Raw genomic sequence first — 23,372 nt, 5'->3', positions numbered from 1 at the left:
CACCTCCTACAATAATACACGTAGGAGGTGTTAATATTACTTTATGAAATAAAACTAACCATGCAAATATGGATTAAGTTGTTCGTCTTCTATCGTTGTATATGGCCCATGTCCTGGGAATAATGGTAAGTCATCCTCTAATTTGAACAATTTATCTAATATAGAGTCAACCAAAGTTTCATAATCGCCTTTATATAAGTCAGTTCTTCCTATACCTTGATAAAACAAAGTATCTCCAACTACAGCAAAATCATCAAATATAAAAGATAAACTACCAGGGGAATGTCCAGGTGTATGAAGTACTTTAAATTTAAAGCCCTCAATTTCCATAGAGCCTTCATCAATTTTTTGTGGTGATACATGACTAATGACAGGTGTTAATCCATATTGTTTAAACTTTTGTGAACCATTTTTTTCTGTATTAGTTAAAAAATCGAACTCACTAGGATGCATATAAACAGGCACATTAAATTTATCAACGATTTGATCTAAAGCCCCGATATGGTCAAAATGTGCATGTGTTAATAATACTGCAATGACAGGTTTATTAATTTGATTTAATTTTTTTATAATTAATTCATAATCAGCCGCTGGATCTACTAAAATCACATTCTTATCATTTTCAATAAAATAAGTATTCGTTTTAACTAAGCCCAATGCTAAACTAGATATTTGCATTGTTAGTGACCTCCACTATCTAAATGATTTTCAACAGATTTTAGTTTGTCATTCATTTTTCGAGATTTGTCTCTTCGATCGTCAATTCTTATATTAGTACAAACTCTATCAATACCTTTATCAAATGGTAATTCATGGATTGCTTGAACAACTTCAAATAAATCTTGTAAATCTCCCTCAATCAAAGTATTCATTGGTGTCAATTGATAATCAATTTTACCTTGTGCTTTAAATTCTTTTAATTTTGTTTGTATCTCAGCAATATACTTACTAACACTTGGTCCTTCCGTACCCACAGGTATAACTACCACATCTACTATAGCCATTATTTCACACCTTCCTTTTCAATTATATAAGTATAAATTAAACCAGCAGCACCAGTAATGCCCGCATCATTGCCTAGTTTAGCTTGAACGATTTCTGTACCTTGTTGTGCTGGTGTAAAAGTTAGATTATGGTACTCTGTTTTTATATTTTCTATTAATATTAAACCAGCAGTTGACATTCCTCCGCCTAAAACAATATATTTAGGATTACTTGTTACGCTGATAATACTGCACAAATATGCAATATAATTAGCCACGCGTTCTGTAATAAAGATACAGAATTGATCTCCAGCTTTTGCCGCATCAAATACTGCTTTCGCGGTAACTTCATTATCTTTTATTAATTGAAGTATCGAAGATTTAAACGTTAATTTAGGGTAATAAAAATTCACTAAATTGACAACGCCGGTCGCAGAAGCAACGGTTTCAATACAACCTGATTTCCCGCAATTACATTTAAAGCGTTGGTCATGGTCAACTCTAAAATGACCAATTTCAGCACCAGAGCCATTATGACCATGTACAATCTCTCCATTAGAAATAATACCGCCTCCAAGGCCAGTGCCTAATGTAATTGCAACCACATCGTCTGCGCCATGTCCTGCCCCTTTATGCTTTTCACCTAATGCTGCAACATTGGCATCGTTATCAACATAAACTGGACAGTCTACAAATTGTTGGAAAATTTCTCTGACATTAACTGTTTCTTTCCAATATAAGTTAACGGCACCATTCACTTCACCTGTTTCAAAATTCACTGGTCCTGGTATACCTATACCAACACCTAAAACATCTGAAAAAACAAATTCTGAATTATCAACATGTTCAACGAAAGATTCATAAACATTTTTCAAAAGTGCATAACCTGTAACATCTGACGTATCAGTTTTTATAGACCATTTTTCAATTCGTTCTAATTGTTCGTCGAATATACCTAGCTTACAAGTTGTACCACCAATATCTGCTGCTAAGATAATTTTTTTCATGTATTTTATTCATCCTTCTCTTATTTTTAAGGAATGCTAAATTGAATCCTTGTTTCGTCAATAGACGATTTTAACGATTAACGTGTCAACATAGTAGTCTTTTTCCTTAAAATATATTTTTCTCTGTATAAAACATATATATCTATATTAATATTTTTCATTTCATAAATGCAATGATAATGAATATAAAGATACATTATATCAGCACTTGCATGATTGCTGTTATTTAGTTTCAATATTTTATCACTTTATTTTGGTAGATATCTATAATGTCAGTAACTACATTTTCATAAAACTTTCGTAAAATCAGTGTTCATTTTTTCTTTGACTAATCACTAATTTGGACTTAATATAATCATCTTTAGAAATTAAATTATAGGAATATAGTGAATGAAGCTCTTGTTCCATCATTTCATAAATATCATTTTTATCCTTAAAATATATAATAAAACCAAATTTTTTTAAAAGTTGTTGAACATCATAAAAAGTATTAATCTCATGAATCACTGTCATCGCTCAATTCTTTATTTAAATTTATATAATCATTATTTGTTGGATCTAATTTCAAAGCGGACTTAATGTATTTTCTTGCTTTATCTTTGTTATCGATGGATCTATTTGCAACCGCTAGTTGGTAATTTAATAATGCAGAATCTGGGAAGTTTCTTAAACCTCTTTCCCATGTTGCCATACCCTCTGATTTTGAATCAGTTGTCGCATTAATTAGTCCTTTTAGGTAGTATGTTTCATCATCAGCATAACTTTTATTCACCGTATGTTGTACCATATCTTCAGCACTTTTATAATTGCCATTTTTCATTTCTTTTTCAATGATTGTATTATAAATATTATCTTCTTGAATCGTAAAAATCCTAATTTGTGCTGCAATAAATAAAATAATCATTACAATTAGAAAAAACCAGAATTTATTTTGATTAATTCTAAAATAATATCCTATAAGTGTTATCAATAAACCACCAATAAATCCACCAACATGTGCTACAATATTTACATTTTGCATTAGTAATGAAACGCCAATTAGGATGAAAAGAACAATTAGCAATTGACCAATCAACTTTTGGTTAAATTGTTTACCAATATACATAAAAGCGAAAATGGCACCTATCAGACCAAATATAGCACCGCTTGCACCAACGGAGACGGTGTCTGTATTAAAAGATAATGAAGCAAAATTACCAAACAAACCAGAAACAAAATAAATAATTAAAAATCTCCAATGCCCAACGATAGATTCTACTATTTTTCCAAAAATAAATAAACTTAGCATATTCATTAATATATGTTCAAAGTTATAATGTAAAAATATGGATGTAATGAGTCTGTACCATTCTCCGTGGACAACATTAAAATGTACAAGACCCCCAACATCTAAAAGTTTTAAATCAGAAAATCGATTTAACAATAATACCATCGAAAGCCAGATAATAATATTAATTATTATTAATAAATATGTAACTGGTGCAAATTTTAGCATATGTTTTTCAATAGGATTATTATTTAATGCTCTTTGTTTATAAAAACCTTTTGTATGGTTCGCATCGCGATTAAACACAAACTTCACAAAAAAGTTGGGCATTATTTGATCTATATGCTCTTTTTGACGTAAAATTTTTACTTTGAATTTAACTGATTTTAGCTCATCTAAATTTTCATTTGTAAATGTTTTATCGGTATATATATATAAATTATAATTATGGGGTTTAAAACCTAAAAATGTAATTATATCTTCTTCATGGTCTTGGATTCTACTTTTATCAAATCTTACTTCTTGTGTAGAATTAGCACCAAATTTAAATATTGCAACGGATTGCTTTCTTTTATTTGCAAGCCAAACTTCAGTATCATCTTGATTACGATGCACAACTTGATAATTTAAATATTTTATCCAAGTATAAATTGACTTCCAAAAATGCTTTTCTGTAATCATTTTTCCCTCCATTAATTTGTAGTCGCTATAATTAGTTTTTGCACTGGTTGATCATGTGCTTCTATTTCAAAATCATTTATTTGAAAGTCATAAATTAAACTTATTGTTGGCTGCTGATGTTGTGATAAAAATTTATCAAAATAGCCGCCACCATAGCCGATTCTATAACCTTTATTATTAAATACTACACCAGGCACGATCAATAGGTCTAAATCATTTGTTATTTCTGTGTCACTTGTAACATAATTAATTCCTTTATCATCAGGTGCAATATTTGATAAATTATCTAACTCCTTAAATGACATTGTTTTATTTTTATAATTAGTTTCTGGTACAAATACTTTTTTATCATCATTTAATATTTTCGAAATGATGGGATATGTATCTACTTCATGTTGCATTGAGAGGACAACTCCAATACGATATGCCGATTTATATTCAGGTGTATTCATTAATTGTTGTGTTAAGTATTGATCAGCAGATAATTTTTGATCTTGATCCGAAAATTGTTTCATTTTATTTATGGTTTCTTTTCTTAACTTATGTTTACTCATATATGACACCTTCCCATTTTATATCCTCTTTTATTATAACGATAATAATATATTATGTCATCAAACTGTCATTTCAATATTTTTAATAAAAAAATAACCAGATTCTAAAATTAGAATCTGGTTAAAAATTTAATTATTTTGTTTCACGGTGCAATGTATGTTTGTTATCACGAGCACAGTGTTTTTTCATTTCGATACGTTCAGGATTAGTACGTTTATTTTTTGTTGTGATGTAGTTTCTTTCCCCACATTCTGTGCAAGCTAGTGTTACGTTTACGCGCATGCTAATTCCTCCTTACCTTTTCAAAATACGACTTATTTATCATACCATTTAGTTATAAAATTGAAAAGTATTATTTTTCATATATACCATACCCATAGGTTTTTAACTTAAAAATGAGTTATATGAATTTTATTTTTTATCTTTTTCCTTAAAATAATAGTTAATGATATCTCTACCTAAGTCACCACCATTAAGCCAAGGTTCTGGTACAGGTTGATTTGTATATACAATTGAAAATGCTAATTTCGGATTATCACTTGGTGCATAACCTACGTAAGTTGAATTTACTTTTGGTTTGCCGTCCTGGAATACTTCTGCTGTACCAGTTTTACCAGCTGAAGGCACAACAGTATCATTGAAACTTTGATAACCTGTACCTTCTTTTTCATTATATGCCATTTTGAAACCTTCTTGCACTTGCTTAACTTGATCTGATGTATTGTTAACTTTATTTAATACGTCGCCTTTTACTTTTTGTTTCACGGGTCCTAATGAATCTTTATTTGTTGCTTTTCTGATTTCTAAACCAATATGTGGTTGAATTCTATAACCACTGTTCGCAATCGTGGAAGCATATTGTGATAACTGTAACGGTGAATAAGTGTCATATTGTCCAATTGCCAAATCTAAATAATTACCTGGATTATCTGTTAGCGGTTCTATTTGTCCGCCAGTCTCATTTGGTAAATCGATACCTGTTTTAACACCTAAACCAACTTGATTTAGTCCTTTTCGTAATTTTTGACCTGCTTCTGAGATATCAGTAGGTAGTGACATGTTTGGAGCGTATGGTGAACCTGCAATTTTTAATGCTGTTTTAAACATATATACGTTTGATGAATGCATTAAAGCTTCTTTATCATCTATAGTTACTTTACCGTCTTGGTTAAAGTATGAACGTTTAGAAAGACCACCAGAAAATTTCAATGGTTCATCAACCATTTTTTCGCCCACATTAATTGCATTGTTTTGATAACCAGCAAGTAATGTTCCGCCTTTAACAGACGATCCAACAGCGTATTGTGATGTGAAAGTTCCGATATCATAATCGGTTAAATCACCATTTTTATCAATTTGTTTACCAGCCATTGCTAAAATATCGCCATTATTCGGATTTTGAACAACCACTAAAGCATTGTCCATATCTTTAGCACCTTCACTACGTAATTTGCTTATTTGTTTTTCTAAATATTCTTCAGTTTTCTTTTGCAAATCAATATCAATACTTAAAACAAGATCATCTCCGCGTGACCCCTTATGAATCACTTGTGAGTCAATAACTTCTCCTGATTTATCTGTTGTATATTTCATTTCTTTCTTTTTACCTTTGAGAATATCATCATACTGATATTCCAAATAAGATTTTCCTACACGATCATTTCTTGAATAACCTTTTGACAAATATTGTTCTGTTAATTCTTTTGGAATACCTTCTTGTGTCGTAGAGACATCACCAAAAATACCACGTAGTGTATCATCATATGGATACTTTCGATCCCAGTCCATTGTTGTATTAACCCCTGGTAAATCAGAAAGTTTTTGTGACACTGCAGCATATTCTTCATCAGTAACATCTTCATTTTTAATCATTTGAGGATCTAATGCAGAACCTGACATCATCTCTCTAAATATCGCTAATACTTGTAAATCTTTGTCTGAAAATGAATCAAATTGTTGCTTTCCAATTTTTTTATGTAACGTTTCATCATATTGTTCTTGTGAAATACTCCCATCATCTAACAACGCTTGTTCTTTTTTCATTAATTTGTCAGCTTGATTAGGATGTTTTAAAATCCAAAAATCTTGTTTATCTCGATCTGTGATTTTATCGGTATCCATTTTTATAAGTTTCGATAAATCAGTAGCTATTTTTAAAACCTCTGATTGAGAAGTTTTTCTTCCCCGAGAAAAAGTGATAGCTTTTTTTGATGCATTATCTACTAGAACTTTACCATTTCTATCGAGAATTCTTCCTCTCGGAACAGCTTCATTAACAGTTAAATTCTCACTATTTTTAATTAATTGTTTATAATGAGAGCCTTGTGCAATTTGCAAATAACCTAATCGTAAGACAATTATTGCAAAAATAAATACAATTAGACCAAACACAAAGCTTATTCTTTTATTCATCGTATTTCTTATTTTCTCATCGTTTGATTTTTCCTTTAATCTTTTTAGCAAAACAACATACCTCTATTCAAAAGTGATCACTTTAAATGATATATGAAATTGATACAGATTTCTATTATTTTAAATAAAAAAATGACGACCTGTGTAAGGCCGTCAAAAATAGAAGCTTAATTATTTAGCAGCGTTATATAATTCATCAACTTTTTCCCAATTTACAACGTTCCAGAAAGCACTTATATATTCTGGACGTTTGTTTTGGTATTTAAGATAATAAGCATGTTCCCAAACGTCTAAGCCTAAGATAGGTGTTTTACCTTCAGTTAATGGGTTATCTTGGTTTGGAGTTGTAACAATTTCTAAATTGCCATTATTAACAACTAGCCAAGCCCAACCTGAACCAAAACGAGCTGCAGCTTTATCTGCAAATTCTTCTTTAAATGCATCTAAAGAACCCCATTGTTCTTTAATTTTATCAACTACAGTTCCTTTTTCTTCAGAGTTTGGAGTTAATAATTCCCAAAATAATGAATGGTTTAAGTGTCCACCACCATTATTTCTAACAGCTGTTTGAATATTTTCTGGTACACTGTCTAAATTTGCAACAATTTCTTCAATTGATTTAGATTCTAAATCAGTACCTTCAATTGCTGCATTTAATTTAGTAACATAAGTGTTATGATGTTTGTCATGGTGGATTTCCATTGTTTGTTGATCAATATGTGGTTCTAATGCGTCAGAACCATAAGGTAAATTTGGTAATTCAAAAGCCATAAATAATCATCCTCCTAATTAATCTGTAAATAAAGCATAACAACTAAAAATGATTACAACAATGAATATGCTTACAAACTTATTCAAAAGTCATAAAATTATATTTGTTATCTTTAGTTCCTTTACTATTATATCTCAAAATAGTGGATTTTAAACATAAAGGACAAAGTATTTTAAAAATTCAATAAAATTCAGACTAATGACCTATATTTAGAAGGGAACTTTTTAGTAATAAGCGTCGATAGGTGCCATTTTACATTAGATACACGCTAAAAATTTTAAGCATGCTGACAAGCTTCACATATGCCATATACTTCTAATTTGTGTGTGTGAATATCGACTTTTGGTAAAAAAGCCTTTATCTGTTCAATTGGACAGAAATCAATTATTTTTGTATCACCACATGATTCACAAATAAAGTGATGATGGTGGTGGTCTGTACATGCTATTCTAAATTTCATTTCACCGTCGAGTTCAGTACCCTCAACAATGCCTAAATCTTTAAATAAATGTAAATTTCGATATATTGTATCAAATGAGATACCTGGATAATCTTTGTCTAATTTTTGCTGTATATGTTTTGCGTTAATGTATTTATCTTCTTCTATAAAAACATTTATCATATCTTTTCTTTTATTTGTATACTTGTGTCCTTCTGCTTTTAGAATATTAATTGCTTCATCTATTTTCATTATTAATAGCCCCTTTCACAGTTTTAAATTTAAACTTTTGATATGACATCATCATTGCTAATAAAAGTACAAGTAATACGACAATTACGCCTCCAGGGGAAATATTCATATAAAATGCTAATACTAGCCCTGCTATAACTGAAAATTCACCAATTAACACGCTTAATATAATAAGTTGTTTGAATCCTTTTGTCATACGCATTGCTATAGCTATCGGTAATGTAATTAATGCACTTACCAATAAAATACCTACGACTCTCATAGAAGCAGATATGACCATCGCGACGATAATAATAAATAAAAATTGTATCCATTTCGGAATACCTATCACTTTACTATATTCTTCATCGAATGAAAGAATGAATAATTCCTTATAAAATAACAATATAAATGCTAATACAATAATAACGATTGCGATAATAGTTGATAAATCACTGATAGTTACAGCACTGATTGATCCAAATAATAATCCAACAATTTCTTGATTAAAACCATCTGCAAGTGAAATAAAAATGGCACTTAATGCTATGCCTGCACTCATTATAATAGGGATCGCAATTTCTTGATAATTACTATACGATGTTCTAAGTTTTTCAATCAATAACGCACCAATGACTGCGAACAATATCCCAAACCACATTGGATTAATAAAAGTTAGTGCGGGTGCAATAGTCACGAAAAACATCCCGAATGAGATACCACCAAGTGTAACGTGACTTAAAGCATCTGCAATTAATGATAGCCTTCGTACAACAATAAATGCACCAATTAATGGGGCAATAAAACCAATCAAAATACCACTTAATAGAGAGTATCTCATAAAATCAAAATTTAATAATGCCTCAATCATGATGAACAACACTCCCTATTGTGTTGGTGATCTACAAATTGTATAGGATGACCGTATATTTTAGATATTTCTACCTCATCTAACGATTTAAAATCCTCTGTCGTGCCATGAAAATGCAGATGCTTGTTTAAACATGCTACTTCTGTAGCAGTATCAGCCACGACACCTATATCATGCGTAACCAAAATGATAGTTACGCCTTCATTTTTTAAAGTTTCTAGTGTTTCATAGAATTCACTAACGTGTTTTGCATCTATACCGTTAGTTGGTTCATCTAATATAAGGACTGAAGGGTTACTGATCAACGCTCGTGCAATTAATACACGTTGTTGTTGTCCACCAGATAATTCGGCAATATTTTTATTAATTAAATGGCCTATATTCAATCGATTTAATACGGCTTCCACTTTATTTTCATCCTTTTTATTAAACCACTGAAATAACTTTTTACGTTTCGTCAGCCCACTCATAACGACTTCTTTAACACTTGCAGGAAAACCTGCTTTAAAAGCTTGAGCTTTTTGTGAAACATAACTAATCTTGTATAAAGATTGTTTTCCATTATATACATTACCATCTACAAGTATTTCACCTTTTTGCAACGGTAACAATCCTAAAATAATTTTTAGCAAAGTTGATTTACCGGCACCATTAGGTCCAACTATAGCCAAAAATTGTCCTTTATTAATTTTAATATTAATATTTTCTAATACTTTTTTGTTTTCAAAATAATAATCGATGTTTTTTAATTCGAACACTGGAGTAGTCATCTTTTCACCTCGTTCTATACTATACAACTTGCAAACAATTATGTAAATAGTAATGTTTACGAATTAACAAAAAAGGATGATCTAGAAACTCATTTTGAATTGAGTTCACTATGTCATCCTTTAAATACATTTATCTATTTTTTCACATTTTTGATTATAATTCATTTTTTTAGTATTATTGCATTAAAATTTTATCCTTTAAACTTGGATCAAATTGTTGTTGTTTAAGCATTTCAATTTCAAATTTATAAGGTGGTTTTTTATTCTTTTTATCTTCACCAACATAGGGTGTTTCAAGTATTTTGGGAATGTTTTTAAACGTATCATGATGAACGATATAATTTAAGGCATCAAATCCGATATAACCAAAACCTATATTTTCGTGTCTATCTTTATGAGCACCAATATCATTTTTACTATCATTTACATGAACAACTTGTATTCTATCTATGCCTATTATCTTATCAAATTCATTCAACACACCATCAAAATCTTCTTTTACATTATAGCCTGCATCATGAGTATGACATGTATCGAAACACACAGATAAACGTTCATTATGTTTGACACCATCTATAATCCGAGCGATTTCTTCAAAATTTCTTCCAATTTCTGAACCTTTGCCAGCCATTGTTTCAAGTGCAATGCGTACATTATTGTCATTCGTCAGCACTTCATTTAGACCTTCTATGATTTTATTAATACCAGCGTCCGCACCTTCTCCCACATGTGAGCCAGGGTGCAATACTATGTCTTTAGCACCAATGGCTTGCGTTCTTTCAATTTCACTTTGTAGAAATTCTACGCCTAGATTAAACACATGTGGTTTGACAGTGTTTGCAATATTTATTATATAAGGTGCATGTACTACAATATTTGAAAGACCGTACGTTTGCATTAATTCTTGTCCTTGATCAATATTTAGCTCTTCTATTGGCTTTCTTCTTGTATTTTGTGGTGCACCTGTATAAATCATAAAAGTAGATTCACCGAATTTATGTGCTTCTTCAGCTGAACCTGCCAACATTTTTTTACCATTCATAGATACATGAGATCCTAATAACATAGTAGTCACCAATCCTTTATTTATTTTTTCTGGCTTGACGATTTTGTTTCTTACTGTATTTTTTACGCTCTTGACGTTTTAAATGTTCAAGATCACGTTGGAATTTTTTCTTATAGCCAGGTTTTACTTTTTTCTTATTTCTCTTCACTTTATTTTTTAATTCATTTGTTAAATGATCATCTTTATTCTTACGTGATTGACGTGTATTGTGTGCTTTAATTGGCGATAACTCATCATTTTTTATATCAACATTTTCAAATTGATAACCTCGTTGTTCTATTAACGCTATGTTTTCTTCTTCTTCAGGGCTATATAAGGTAATCGCCACGCCCTTGTATTGCCCTCTACCTGTACGTCCAACACGATGCGTGAAGAAATCGATATCATTTGGTACATCAAAGTTAATCACATGGCTTACGCCTTCAATATCTATTCCACGCGATGCTAAGTCACTTGCAATAACATATTGAAATTCTAAGTTACGAATACGCTTCATTTGTTGTTTACGCTCTCTTGGCGTTAAACCACCATGTATCATACCTAATTTTAAACCGGCAGTATTTAACTGGTCTGCAAGTTCGTTTGCATTATCACGACTATTACAAAATATAATACATAGATATGGATTTAAAATATCAATGAGTTTTATTGTTTTTTCTATCTTTGCTTCACCCTTTGTCGGAATTAAATAGAATTCAATATTTTTTTTATTTTTTTGAACATTTTCAATTTCGACGTATTCAGGATTTTCTAAATATTTATTTAAAAATGGATGTAATGATTTAGGAATAGTAGCGCTAAACACAGCTATATGGGAGTATTCATCTAAACGTGTAGCAATGTGGTCTACCTCTTCTATTAATCCTAAATCAATCATTAAATCAGCTTCGTCCACAACTAAATAAGAAGCCAAATGCACATGCAAATCTCCATGTTTAGCTAAATCGTTTATCCGAGTTGGTGTTCCTATAATAAGTTGCGGTTGATTCTTAGCGCGCTGTCTATCTTTTTCTATATCTGTGCCACCAATAAAAAGTTTAACAGATAAATCACCTTTGTAATCAGCTAAATGACTAGCGACATCAAATAGCTGTTGCGCTAATTCCCTTGTTGGAGCAACGATGATTGCCTGTGGTTCTTTAATATCGACATTTATTAAATGTATCAGTGGTAATAAAAAGGCATGGGATTTTCCAGTGCCTGTCTGAGATTGTCCAATTAAGTTTACTTGTTTTAATATTTTTGGAATAACTCTATTTTGTACTTCTGTAGGTTGATTAAAGTTCAAATTTCGTACCGCGTCAATTAAACTTGGGTCTAAATTAAACTTATCGAATGGGTGATTTGCCATGATTTGGCCTCCTTAAATCTTCATCTTTTCTATTATAAAGCATTCGCAAACGATTTTGAACTAATTATTTTATACTAAATTGGCAGTTATCAAATATAATTTAAATGTAAGTGAAGCTGGAACATAAGGATGCACAGCCTAGAAAAAGATTACTAGTCATTGACTAAAATAAATTTTATTTCTTGATAGTAACATGCATGGCAATTATAAATAATTAAATGGATCTGTGTTGAGGTTAGATGACTTAATTTCAAAAGTAATATCATTTGGGTTAAACCAATCTATTAATAAATTACACAAACCATCTTTCATTACATATTCACTATAATGGTTAATATCTAATAAGTTAATACCAGCAGTTTTTGCATCTAATGCATCATGATGTTTAATATCACCAGTGATAAAGATATCTGCACCTTGTTGAGCGGCTTGAGTCTCAAATCCAATACCGGAACCACCAATAATCGCAACCTTCTTAATAATTTGATCTAAATTACCAACATATCTTACACTTGGCATTGCCAAATTCGCTTTGACATGCTTCACAAATGTAGATATATCCATCTCGGATTCTAAATCACCAATCATACCTAAACCATAATTCGCTTCTTTTTCCATTTTTATAAAATCAAAAACTGGTGTTTCGTATGGATGATTATTTTTAATTAATTGTTCTGCTAAATCTTTTTGATATGCTTCAATCATAAATTCTAATTTAAATTCTTTTACTTCTTCAATTTTATCTATTGAGCCAATATGTGGGTTGGCACTACCAGTAGGCTTGAATTGTCCATTCCCTGAACTTTCAAAGAAACAATATTTATAATTTCCTTCTTCAGCTAAACCTGCATCACTCAATGCATCTTTAAATGTTTTAAGATTCTCTTCAGGTATAAACACTTGTACCTTATAGTATTTTAAAGTTTCTGGATTTAAAATATGTTGGTTCTTCAATTGAAGCTTTTCTGCTAACATTGCATTAACACCTTTTGGATAAACATCCAAATTTGTATGTAAAGCAATTAAATTAATATCATTTTTAATTAATTTTCGTAAGATAGCACCATAGCCTTCTTGCTGAATGATATTATTAACACCTTTAAATATGAGTGGATGATGACAAATAATTGTATTGAAACCTTGGTTTATTGCTTCATCAACAATTTCATTGGTACAATCTAGCGCGGTTAAAACACCTGAAATTTCAGCAGATTCGTCTCCGATTAACAAGCCAACATTATCCCATGACTCTGCAGTTTCAAATGGTACATGCTGATTTATTACTTGGAGTAACATTTTAATTTTCATTTACAACACCTCATTAATTAAATTGATTTCGTTGTTAATTTCATTTAGCCGTTCACGATGTTTTTCAGTGTTCAATTGATCTTTGATTTTTTGCAATGCCTGTCGTTCTCTTTCCCATTTTTTTAAAAATAATTCATGTTTCTTTTTTAATAAAATCGGTCCAAACTTTATTTCTGATTTAGTAAGTTTTTGTGATTGTTGTTCAAAATAATCTGCCACTATTATTTCATATATATGCCCTTTTTCTTCTAAAATAACTTCTTCAATAATCTTGTAATGCATGGAATCTAACAAATTTCTAATCGCACTAGATTGTATATTACTTTGTAAAATAAGCCTCGGATGGTCAGTTAATTTCTCTTTACCTTCTTCAAGGATTTTAGCTATTAACGGTCCACCCATACCACATATAGTGATGGAATTAACTTGATCATTTGACTGTAATATCGACAATCCATCACCTAGTCTAACATCGACATGATTACTTAACTCATGTTCCACAACATTTTTTTTCGAAGCTTCAAACGGTCCTTGGATAACTTCTCCAGCAATTGCATTTTTGACTAAATTGTTTTCAATCGCATAAATCGGAAGGTATGCATGGTCTGAACCAATATCCGCTAAACAATCCCCTATTATATATGTACTTACTTTTTTTAATCTTTGATTTAATATAACCATAAAAGCGCTCCTCTATGTAAATGTAAAAAGCTCTTTTGTACGACTAGGTACAAAAGAGCTGAAAAATTAGTCCATAAAGTCTTTAAGACGTTTACTTCTACTCGGATGTCTTAATTTTCTCAATGCTTTAGCTTCAATTTGACGAATACGTTCTCTCGTAACGCCGAAGACTTTGCCTACTTCTTCTAGTGTACGTGTTCTTCCATCATCAAGTCCAAAACGTAAGCGCAGTACATTTTCTTCTCTATCTGTTAATGTATCTAATACATCTTCCAGTTGTTCTTTTAATAATTCATAAGCTGCATGATCAGATGGACTTTGGGCTTCTTGGTCTTCAATAAAATCACCTAAGTGACTGTCATCTTCTTCACCAATTGGTGTTTCTAATGAAACTGGCTCTTGAGCTATTTTTAATATTTCTCTTACTTTTTCTGGTGGTAAATCCATTTCCTCACCAATTTCTTCTGGTGCTGGATCACGACCTAAATCTTGTAATAATTGTCTTTGTACACGGATTAATTTATTAATTGTTTCTACCATATGCACTGGAATACGTATTGTACGAGCTTGGTCTGCAATAGCACGTGTTATCGCTTGACGTATCCACCATGTCGCATATGTTGAAAATTTAAATCCTTTATTAAAATCGAACTTTTCAACTGCTTTTATTAAGCCCATATTACCTTCTTGAATTAAATCTAAGAAAAGCATGCCACGACCAACATATCTTTTGGCTATACTGACTACTAAACGCAAGTTTGCTTCAGCTAATCTTGACTTAGCAACTTCGTCACCTTGTTCAATTCTTTTCGCCAATTCTATTTCTTCTTGCGCATTTAATAAATCGACACGTCCGATTTCTTTAAGATACATACGAACAGGGTCATTAATTTTAACACCTGGAGGAGCACTTAAATCATTAGGATTTAATTTTGCATCTTTGTCAGAACTATCTTTTTCGTTTACCAAACTGATATCGTTATCTGTTAATTGATCAAATAGTTCGTCCATTTGATCAGAATCCATCTCGAAGTTTTGCAATTTCTCTGCAATTTCTTCATGGCTAAGATGCCCTTCTTTTTTACCTTTTTCAATTAAGTGTTTTTTTACATCTTCTAAAGTTAGAGATGGGTCTATTGTTTGCTTTTTAAGTGTAACTTTATTTCCAGACATGAAAAGGCCTCCCGAATATAATATCAACTTGAAACCATGATATCATTTGATAGATAATCTTAATACTATCTACCCATAAATCATACGGTTTATTCAAGTTGTTAAACCCAATAATCTACAGATATATTCATTTTTAATTTAATTCATTCTATTTTTATTGAAGTTTACAATTTTTTCTAGGTAATATTTCTGCAACTCTAAATCACCTAATCTAGAAGCCTCCCGTAACTTTTGATTAAGCGATTCAATCGTTTCTTCATTTCTATTTGTTAAAAGTGTGTCTAAATAATCATCGATTTCATGTTCATATGGTTCTTCATTTATCAAATAGTTATCCAATGATATAAATGCTTCTTTAATGTCATTTGTATCGATATATTGTAAAACATCACTAATATTAAACGTATCATTCTCAGAATAAAACTCATGTAAAACATTAAATATACGCTTAAAATACTGATTTGTAAAGTCTTCTGTTTGAAGTAATTTATGATAATTTAAAAAAATATCCTTATCATTCATAAAATGTTTTAATAAAGCACGTTCTGCTTTTTCTTGCTTATTTAAATGAGTGAATTGTGGCACACTAGGCATTTGATATGACTGTGGTTGATAATAATCTTCACGTAGTCCTACTTCATTATTTAAACTATCCATGCTTACTTTAAACAATTCTGACACGTCTTGCAATATCTTTTTGCGTAAAATCGATGACTTCATTAATGAAATATCATTTGTGATTTCTTTTAAATACCTTTCATATGCTAAATCATTATTTTCTATTTCTTCTTGATGCATATGGACTTTATAAAGAATAAATGCTTTTTTTTCATGTTCCACAAAATAATTAAACGCATCTGCACCGTGTTTTCCAATATACTCATCCGGGTCCATGTTTTTTGGTAGTTGAACTACAAAAACATTAAATCCTTGTTGCAATAATATTTGCCCAGATTTTAAAGTGGCCTCACTACCCGCAAAATCACCATCAAACATTAATGTCACATTTGAAGTGAGTTTTTTCATAAATGCGATATGTTCTTGTGAAATCTGAGTTCCCATACTTGCCACAACTTGATGCAAACCTGCGTAATCAGCTTTTATCACATCCATAAAACCTTCAAGTAGTATAATTTCATCATTTTTACGAATTGCTTTTCTAGCTTGATCAACGTTGTATAACAATCTTCTTTTTTGAAATATCGGTGTTTCAGGACTATTGAGATATTTAGGCTCTTGATTTGTATATGTTCTTCCTGAATAACCAACTGTTCGACCTTGTGCATTTGATAATGGAAACATAATTCGATCCCTGAAACGATCATAATAGCTGAAATTCTCTTCATTCCTAGACAATAAACCCGCTTCATATGCTAATTGAATATCATAACCTTTTTTCTGTAAAAAGTCATGGCAAAAATGTGCATTTTTAGGTGAATAACCTATTTTCCGACGATCTATGAGTTCATCTGTAAACCCACGTTCTTTTAAATAGTTTAACGCTGCTTCTCCTTCAACGGTTTTTTTTAATGCATAATGATAGTAATCTTGCATTAATTCATGCATCTCAATCATTTGCAAATCTTCAGAAGCAATTTGATGATTAGTATGCTGTTCTGACGTTGCTTGAGGTGTTTCCACTTCAATATTTACACGTTCACCTAATAACTTTACAGCTTCAGTAAAAGAAACGTCTTTAATTTCTTGAGTGAATTGAAAGACGTTTCCTCCTTTTTTACAACCAAAGCAATGGCAAATTTGTTTATCTTCAGAAACAGTAAATGACGGTGTTTTTTCATCATGAAAAGGACACAACCCAATGTAATTGCGCCCTCTTTTTTCTAATTTAACGTATTCACTTACTAAATCGAGAATATCTGTTTTCTCTTTTATTTCATTAATCGTTGCTTGTTCAATTCGCAAAATTATCACCTATTAGACAGTAGTTATAATATTATAATAGAAATTCTTATTTTAAGAAACTGTTTTGCTCAATAATACTAATGATGTCATTTGCAGTTTCTTCAATCGCTTTATCAGTTACGTCTATAACAGGACATCCAATTTTTTCAACTAATTCATTGAAATAATTTAATTCTTCTTCAATACGTTGCTCGGTAGCATATCTTGCACTATCACCTAAGCCTAATTGCTTTAATCTTTCTTTTCTGATGCGATTTAATTTATCCTCACTTATCTTTAAGGCAATGCATTTTGAAGTATCAACATTAAATAAATTATCTGGGGGTGTGACTTCTGGCACAATAGGAATATTCATCACCTTATAACTTTTATGTGCAAGATACTGTGAAAGAGGCGTTTTTGAAGTTCTAGATATGCCCAATAGAACGATATCAGCTTTATCTAAACCTTTTGGGTCTTTACCGTCATCGTATTTTACTGCAAATTCTATAGCGTCAATTTTTTTAAAATATGCTTCATCTAATTGGTGCACGAGTCCGGGTTCAAAATATGGTTGCTCATCTATTTTATCTAATAATATATTCATCAATGGGCCCATAATATCTACAGATTTAATTTGAAATTCTTTAATTTTTGCTTCCATATACTTTCTTATTTCTGGTTTAACTAATGTATAAACAACTATCGCTTCAGTATCTTTAGCAACTGAGATTACCTCATCTACGTTTTCTAAAGCTTCTATATACGGATACCTACTAATTTCACTTTCACATTGATTTGGGTTAAATTGCGAAATACATGCTCTTGCTACAAGTTCAGCAGTTTCACCTACTGAGTCAGAAGCAACAATAATTTTAATATTTTCCATTTAATACATACCACCTATTCATTTAGTAAAGAGACAAAAATTTTAGTAATTGTTGTTTTAGAAATACGGCCCTTCACTTCATATTTTCCATTTTCTTTTTTATTCACAATTGGTAAAGAATCAATTTCCTTTTCAATCATTAGGTTTGCAGCAAATATGACACGTTCGTCTTCCAATACAAAGCTTAAATTAGGCATACGAGTCATTATAATATTAACAGGCATAGTATGTATATCCTTACCTATCATCGAAGCACGTAATAAATCCTTCCGAGAACAAACGCCTATAAAATCTCCTTCATTATTTATAACAAATAACGTACTAACATCCTCTAGAAATATAGTACAAATCGCATCGTAAACTGACATTTCACTTTTCACTACTACAGGGTGTGACGCATAATCTTTAACAATATATTGTTTTAATTGATCAGCAATTAATTTATTTTTGGGTTTTCCAGAATAGTAGTAGCCTACGCGTGGGCGTGCTTCTAAAATACCAGACATTGTAAGTATTGCTAAATCTGGTCTCAAGGTCGCTCTTGTAAGACTAAGATGTTCTGCTATATGTTCACCAGTAATAGGTCCATTATTTTTGACAATATCAACAATTTGTTGTTGTCTTTTATTCAGTTCTATAAGACTTCACCCCTTTACTCATTACATTTAATTATACATTGAATTATAAATTGCTACAAATACATATATTTACTTGCTAATAATCAACCAATACATTAAAATTATATTTAAAGCGAGTTAAGGGTGGTGAAAGCTTAACATAACAATTGGCTAAAAATTTAAAAAGAAGTTTCAAAGGCGAGTGTACTCACTAAATTGGGTGGAACCGCGGGTTAATAATATTTTATTAAAAACACATAATTATATGTGATTAAAAATAATTAACTCGTCCCAAGGCAATGATTAAGTTTTTTTCTTTTTCTTTGTCTTGGGGCGTTTTTATGTTAAAAGGAGTGTTTTTTTTGGCAAAAGATATGGAAACAATTGTTCAGTTAGCAAAACACAGAGGATTTGTATTCCCTGGCAGTGATATTTATGGTGGTTTATCAAATACGTGGGACTATGGCCCATTAGGTGTAGAATTAAAAAATAATATTAAAAAAGCATGGTGGCAAAAATTTATCACGCAATCTCCATATAATGTAGGGATTGATGCAGCAATTTTAATGAATCCAAAAACTTGGGAAGCATCTGGTCATTTAGGAAACTTTAACGATCCAATGATAGACAATAAAGATAGTAAAATTCGTTATCGTGCAGATAAAATAATAGAAGACTACATGGCGAATGAAAAAGGAGACGAAAATTTCGTAGCCGATGGTTTAAGTTTCGATGAAATGAAACGTATTATTGATGAAGAAGGTATTGTTTGTCCTGTAAGTGGAACTGCTAATTGGACAGATATTCGTCAATTTAACTTAATGTTCAAAACTTTCCAAGGTGTGACGGAAGATTCTACAAATGAAATTTTCCTACGTCCTGAAACTGCGCAAGGTATTTTTGTCAATTACAAAAATGTTCAACGTACAATGCGTAAAAAATTGCCATTCGGGATTGGTCAAATCGGTAAATCATTCCGTAATGAAATTACACCTGGTAACTTCATCTTTAGAACACGTGAATTTGAACAGATGGAATTAGAATTTTTCTGTAAACCTGGTGAAGAAATAGAATGGCAAAATTATTGGAAAACTTTTGCTAGCCAATGGTTAAAAGACTTAAATTTAAGTGAATCGGCAACACGTTTACGTGACCATGATGCAGATGAATTATCCCACTACTCAAATGCAACAACTGATATAGAATATCGTTTCCCATTCGGTTGGGGAGAATTATGGGGTATTGCAAGTAGAACAGATTATGATTTAAAACAACACAGCGAACATTCTGGTGAAGATTTCCAATATCATGATCAAGAAACTGGTGAAAAATACCTTCCATATTGTATTGAACCATCACTTGGTGCAGACCGTGTTACATTAGCATTCCTTTGTGATGCGTATGCTGAAGAAGGTGTTGAAGGTAGTAAGGATTCAAGAACTGTATTACACTTCCACCCTGCATTAGCACCTTATAAAGCTGCTGTTTTACCATTAAGTAAAAAATTATCTGGTGATGCAATTAAAATATTTGAACAATTAAGTGCTAACTTTGCAATTGATTTTGATGAATCACAATCAATTGGTAAACGTTACCGCCGTCAAGATGAAATCGGTACACCATACTGTATAACATTTGACTTTGATTCACTAGAAGATCAACAAGTAACTGTACGTGACAGAGATACGATGGAACAAGTACGTATGCCGATTGCTGAATTAGAAAGTTTCTTAACTGAAAAAGTGAAATTTTAATTTTACTTTTTCAAGTTATACTTTGAAAATAATAGTACAAAATGAAAACGTCAATTTCTATATAATTTATAGAAATTGACGTTTTTTACTTATAAAATTTTATTTCTCATTAATTTTGACTATATTAATTTGAATGATCTAATCTTTGTAATTGATTAATAAGCTTTTGACTTTTGAAATACATACCTGCATATTCACTATATAACATTATCATTAATTGCGACATTTCATTAATAATATCTTGATGTATACTCAAGGCGTTCATTTTACTGATAGGTAAATTTTGTAGCACATCTAATAAGTAAAGCGTTTTATTGGATAGTAGTAAAGCATTTGGATCTTGAGATTTTGCATGATTTGAAATTGCACCATCAAATTTAAAACTATAGCCAATGAGTTTAGCTTGGTCATCATCACCAGTGACTACACAATGATTGAAAATTGCGCTAAACCCAAACTTTGACATTGATTTAATTAATACAATTACCGACATCAACTGTGCGGATACACCACTTTTAATTTTATCTAATACAAAATGTAATAATTCGTAGCTAAACTGTGACAGTTCATCATTATCAATAGATCGATCTATCGTTTCAGTACATAAACTAGCATAACTACTCTCATAAATATCTAATCGAAGATGATAATTTTGATCGATGACATCTACTGAACTTAAAGTTCCCATGCCTTTCCATTTAGAATAAATAAACAAGCCATAAACAAATAATTGCGTATTAGCTTGCAAACCACTCTTGCTCTTTTTGGCACGGCGAACCATAAGTGGAATTTTTGCACCGTATTCATTTAAAATTGTAATAATTTTATCGGATTCGCCATAATCAACCGTTTTAATAATGATACCTTTTTGTTTGATTAACATTTTAGCTCACCGACTCTCAACTTAATCTTGATCTTCTAAATAGCCCATTTGACGAATAAAGTTTACTTTATTTCGCCAATCTTTTTGAACTTTTACCCATAGTTCTAAGTACACTTTAGACCCCAACAAGCCTTCAATATCTTGACGTGCTCTTTTCCCTACTTCTTTAAGTTTTTTACCACCTTTACCAATCACTATTCCTTTTTGTGAATCACGTTCTACAAAAATCGTTGCTTCAATCCTCACACGTTCTTCATCTTCTTTAATCATACGATCAACATTGACGCCTATCGCATGTGGAATTTCTTCATTCGTTAGGTGTAATATTTTTTCACGAATGAGTTCGCTCACTACAAACTGTTCTGGGTGATCAGAAATTTGATTATCCGGATAGTATTTTGGCCCTTCAGGTAAATATGATTTAATAACATTGATAAAATGCTCAACATTTAATCCTTCTAAAGCAGATATAGGGACAATTTCGGTGAAATTCATATATTTTTTATATTTTTCTATTCTTGGCATGAGCTCATCCGGATGGACGAGGTCAATCTTATTTAACACTAAAAACACTGGTGTCTTGACTGATTTCAACATTTCCATTATGTATTCATCGCCTCGACCAATATCTTCATTAACATTAACCATAAACATAATGGCATCAATTTCAGATAGTGTGTTTGTTGCAACACGCATCATATAGTCGCCTAATTTATGTTTAGGTTTGTGTATACCCGGTGTATCTAAAAAAATAATTTGTGCATCTTCTTGAGTCATGACACCTTGAATTTTATTTCTTGTCGTTTGTGCTTTATCAGACATAATAGCAATTTTATGTCCGATGACGCGATTAACAAAGGTAGATTTACCTACATTAGGTCTACCAATTATTGTTACAAATCCTGATTTATGTGCTGTCATTATTTTAAATCCTTTCCAGAAAATCCTAGAGGTAATAAATCACTAACTGTAGATTGAATCATGTCACCTTTGTGATTAGTCATATATACAGGCATTTCGTCATCACAAAGTTCTTTTAAAACCTGTCTACAAGAACCACATGGCGAAGAAGGTGTTTCTGCATCAACGGTTACAGTGATTGATTCAAAATCGCCAGGTCGATATCCATCAGCAATAGCTGCAACCAGACTTGATCTTTCTGCACATATACCTAATGGATAAGCGGCATTTTCTACATTTGCGCCGTGATAAGTTTTACCATCTTTCGTAATTAAGTACGCACCTACTTTAAAATTACTGTATGGCGCATAAGCTTTGCTTTGTGCTGTTCTTACTTCCTTGAAATAATCGGGTTGGTAAGCCATAATTTAACACTCCTATTCAATTTTTAATTATTATAGTATTTTTCCAAACTAAATGTTGCTTAATATATAGATAGATTAAAAATCGTATTTTCTATTTTATAAAATATGGTAAAAAAACAATAAGTCCTATTACCAACGCAATTATCGAAGCAAGCATAACACTAGCAGCTGCAGTGTCTTTAGCTTTCTTTGCAAGTTCATGATATTCATCTGTAATCAAATCCACTACATATTCTAGTGCTGTATTCATGGCTTCAAAAGTTAACACAAATCCTATAGCGATGATGATTAAAAACCATTCAACTATATTTATTTTTAAATAAAAACTCAGTAAAATTGCAAAACATGCAAAAATAATGTGGATTAAAAACTTTTTATCTTTGTTAAAGAGGACCAGTAAACCTTGAAAAGCGTACTTAAAACGTTTCATAACTA

General features: G+C 31.2%; 25 protein-coding genes. 1 reads left to right on the top strand and 24 read right to left on the bottom strand.

The window, feature by feature from the left end; all coding sequences use genetic code 11:
- Nucleotides 1-54: 54 nt before the first annotated feature.
- The 20 genes from KA833_RS08875 to ccpN form a co-directional block, all read right to left on the bottom strand.
- A complete protein-coding gene (locus KA833_RS08875; RefSeq protein WP_046208168.1) occupies nucleotides 55-678 on the bottom strand; it encodes an MBL fold metallo-hydrolase in 624 nt (207 codons plus the stop codon).
- A 2-nt stretch (nucleotides 679-680) separates the two neighbouring features.
- Nucleotides 681-1,004, bottom strand: a complete 324-nt coding sequence (locus KA833_RS08870) for an MTH1187 family thiamine-binding protein (RefSeq protein WP_046208167.1) — start codon at nucleotides 1,002-1,004, stop codon at nucleotides 681-683.
- Entirely contained in the window at nucleotides 1,004-1,990 is a 987-nt protein-coding gene (locus KA833_RS08865; RefSeq protein ID WP_070039362.1) for a glucokinase, read from the bottom strand. Before KA833_RS08865 ends, KA833_RS08870 begins: the two co-directional genes overlap by 1 nt.
- A gap of 306 nt (nucleotides 1,991-2,296) precedes the next feature.
- Entirely contained in the window at nucleotides 2,297-2,503 is a 207-nt protein-coding gene (locus tag KA833_RS08860) for a YqgQ family protein (protein ID WP_046208165.1), read from the bottom strand.
- Entirely contained in the window at nucleotides 2,487-3,938 is a 1,452-nt protein-coding gene (locus tag KA833_RS08855; protein WP_210128464.1) for a rhomboid family intramembrane serine protease, read from the bottom strand. Before KA833_RS08855 ends, KA833_RS08860 begins: the two co-directional genes overlap by 17 nt.
- Before the next feature lie 11 nt (nucleotides 3,939-3,949).
- The gene (locus tag KA833_RS08850; protein WP_064208905.1) at nucleotides 3,950-4,492 is read right to left on the bottom strand and encodes a 5-formyltetrahydrofolate cyclo-ligase; all 543 of its coding nucleotides are present in this window, start codon (nucleotides 4,490-4,492) and stop codon (nucleotides 3,950-3,952) included.
- A 133-nt stretch (nucleotides 4,493-4,625) separates the two neighbouring features.
- Nucleotides 4,626-4,775, bottom strand: coding sequence for a 50S ribosomal protein L33 (gene rpmG, locus KA833_RS08845; RefSeq protein ID WP_019469354.1), 150 nt, complete (start codon nucleotides 4,773-4,775; stop codon nucleotides 4,626-4,628).
- A 129-nt stretch (nucleotides 4,776-4,904) separates the two neighbouring features.
- Nucleotides 4,905-6,956 carry a peptidoglycan D,D-transpeptidase FtsI family protein gene (locus KA833_RS08840; RefSeq protein WP_064208904.1) on the bottom strand — a complete coding sequence of 684 codons (2,052 nt, stop codon included), beginning with the start codon at nucleotides 6,954-6,956 and terminating at the stop codon, nucleotides 4,905-4,907.
- 120 nt (nucleotides 6,957-7,076) lie between these two features.
- Entirely contained in the window at nucleotides 7,077-7,676 is a 600-nt protein-coding gene (locus KA833_RS08835; RefSeq protein WP_046208161.1) for a superoxide dismutase, read from the bottom strand.
- A 278-nt stretch (nucleotides 7,677-7,954) separates the two neighbouring features.
- Entirely contained in the window at nucleotides 7,955-8,368 is a 414-nt protein-coding gene (locus KA833_RS08830) for a Fur family transcriptional regulator (protein WP_145381194.1), read from the bottom strand.
- Nucleotides 8,355-9,218 carry a metal ABC transporter permease gene (locus KA833_RS08825; protein WP_046208159.1) on the bottom strand — a complete coding sequence of 288 codons (864 nt, stop codon included), beginning with the start codon at nucleotides 9,216-9,218 and terminating at the stop codon, nucleotides 8,355-8,357. Before KA833_RS08825 ends, KA833_RS08830 begins: the two co-directional genes overlap by 14 nt.
- Nucleotides 9,215-9,988, bottom strand: coding sequence for a metal ABC transporter ATP-binding protein (locus KA833_RS08820; protein WP_064208902.1), 774 nt, complete (start codon nucleotides 9,986-9,988; stop codon nucleotides 9,215-9,217). Before KA833_RS08820 ends, KA833_RS08825 begins: the two co-directional genes overlap by 4 nt.
- A 175-nt stretch (nucleotides 9,989-10,163) precedes the next feature.
- Nucleotides 10,164-11,054: a deoxyribonuclease IV gene (locus KA833_RS08815; protein ID WP_070039373.1), complete on the bottom strand. Its 891-nt coding sequence runs from the start codon at nucleotides 11,052-11,054 to the stop codon at nucleotides 10,164-10,166.
- Nucleotides 11,055-11,070: 16 nt separating this feature from the next.
- Nucleotides 11,071-12,405: a DEAD/DEAH box helicase gene (locus KA833_RS08810; RefSeq protein ID WP_070039375.1), complete on the bottom strand. Its 1,335-nt coding sequence runs from the start codon at nucleotides 12,403-12,405 to the stop codon at nucleotides 11,071-11,073.
- 204 nt (nucleotides 12,406-12,609) lie between these two features.
- The gene (locus KA833_RS08805) at nucleotides 12,610-13,713 is read right to left on the bottom strand and encodes a Nif3-like dinuclear metal center hexameric protein (protein ID WP_210128463.1); all 1,104 of its coding nucleotides are present in this window, start codon (nucleotides 13,711-13,713) and stop codon (nucleotides 12,610-12,612) included.
- Entirely contained in the window at nucleotides 13,714-14,394 is a 681-nt protein-coding gene (locus KA833_RS08800; protein WP_210128462.1) for a tRNA (adenine(22)-N(1))-methyltransferase, read from the bottom strand.
- A gap of 66 nt (nucleotides 14,395-14,460) precedes the next feature.
- Nucleotides 14,461-15,567, bottom strand: a complete 1,107-nt coding sequence (gene rpoD, locus KA833_RS08795) for an RNA polymerase sigma factor RpoD (RefSeq protein WP_046208153.1) — start codon at nucleotides 15,565-15,567, stop codon at nucleotides 14,461-14,463.
- A gap of 138 nt (nucleotides 15,568-15,705) precedes the next feature.
- Entirely contained in the window at nucleotides 15,706-17,490 is a 1,785-nt protein-coding gene (gene dnaG, locus KA833_RS08790) for a DNA primase (RefSeq protein WP_046208152.1), read from the bottom strand.
- Between the two features lie 46 nt (nucleotides 17,491-17,536).
- Nucleotides 17,537-18,358, bottom strand: coding sequence for a pyruvate, water dikinase regulatory protein (locus tag KA833_RS08785; protein ID WP_046208151.1), 822 nt, complete (start codon nucleotides 18,356-18,358; stop codon nucleotides 17,537-17,539).
- A gap of 14 nt (nucleotides 18,359-18,372) precedes the next feature.
- Nucleotides 18,373-18,996 (bottom strand): transcriptional regulator CcpN, encoded by a 624-nt coding sequence (ccpN, locus tag KA833_RS08780; protein ID WP_075100076.1) that lies wholly within the window; start codon nucleotides 18,994-18,996, stop codon nucleotides 18,373-18,375.
- Between the two features lie 341 nt (nucleotides 18,997-19,337).
- On the opposite strand from ccpN, the gene KA833_RS08775 reads away from it, so the two are divergent.
- A complete protein-coding gene (locus KA833_RS08775; RefSeq protein WP_040030033.1) occupies nucleotides 19,338-20,729 on the top strand; it encodes a glycine--tRNA ligase in 1,392 nt (463 codons plus the stop codon).
- Between the two features lie 124 nt (nucleotides 20,730-20,853).
- Here the strand turns inward: KA833_RS08775 and recO are convergent, their stop codons facing one another.
- From recO to KA833_RS08755, 4 genes are all read right to left on the bottom strand, one after another.
- Entirely contained in the window at nucleotides 20,854-21,612 is a 759-nt protein-coding gene (recO, locus tag KA833_RS08770; RefSeq protein WP_046208150.1) for a DNA repair protein RecO, read from the bottom strand.
- Nucleotides 21,613-21,633: 21 nt separating this feature from the next.
- Nucleotides 21,634-22,533, bottom strand: coding sequence for a GTPase Era (gene era, locus KA833_RS08765; protein ID WP_046208149.1), 900 nt, complete (start codon nucleotides 22,531-22,533; stop codon nucleotides 21,634-21,636).
- The gene (gene cdd, locus KA833_RS08760; protein WP_046208148.1) at nucleotides 22,533-22,937 is read right to left on the bottom strand and encodes a cytidine deaminase; all 405 of its coding nucleotides are present in this window, start codon (nucleotides 22,935-22,937) and stop codon (nucleotides 22,533-22,535) included. Before cdd ends, era begins: the two co-directional genes overlap by 1 nt.
- Before the next feature lie 91 nt (nucleotides 22,938-23,028).
- Nucleotides 23,029-23,367 carry a diacylglycerol kinase family protein gene (locus tag KA833_RS08755; RefSeq protein WP_070039382.1) on the bottom strand — a complete coding sequence of 113 codons (339 nt, stop codon included), beginning with the start codon at nucleotides 23,365-23,367 and terminating at the stop codon, nucleotides 23,029-23,031.
- Nucleotides 23,368-23,372: the final 5 nt, after the last annotated feature.

It is taken from the genome of Staphylococcus sp. GDY8P67P, from assembly GCF_017892545.1.
Lineage (GTDB): Bacteria > Bacillota > Bacilli > Staphylococcales > Staphylococcaceae > Staphylococcus > Staphylococcus ureilyticus.
The sequence above is the reverse complement of the archived record's forward strand: the minus strand, read 5'-3'. Positions and strand labels throughout refer to the sequence as shown.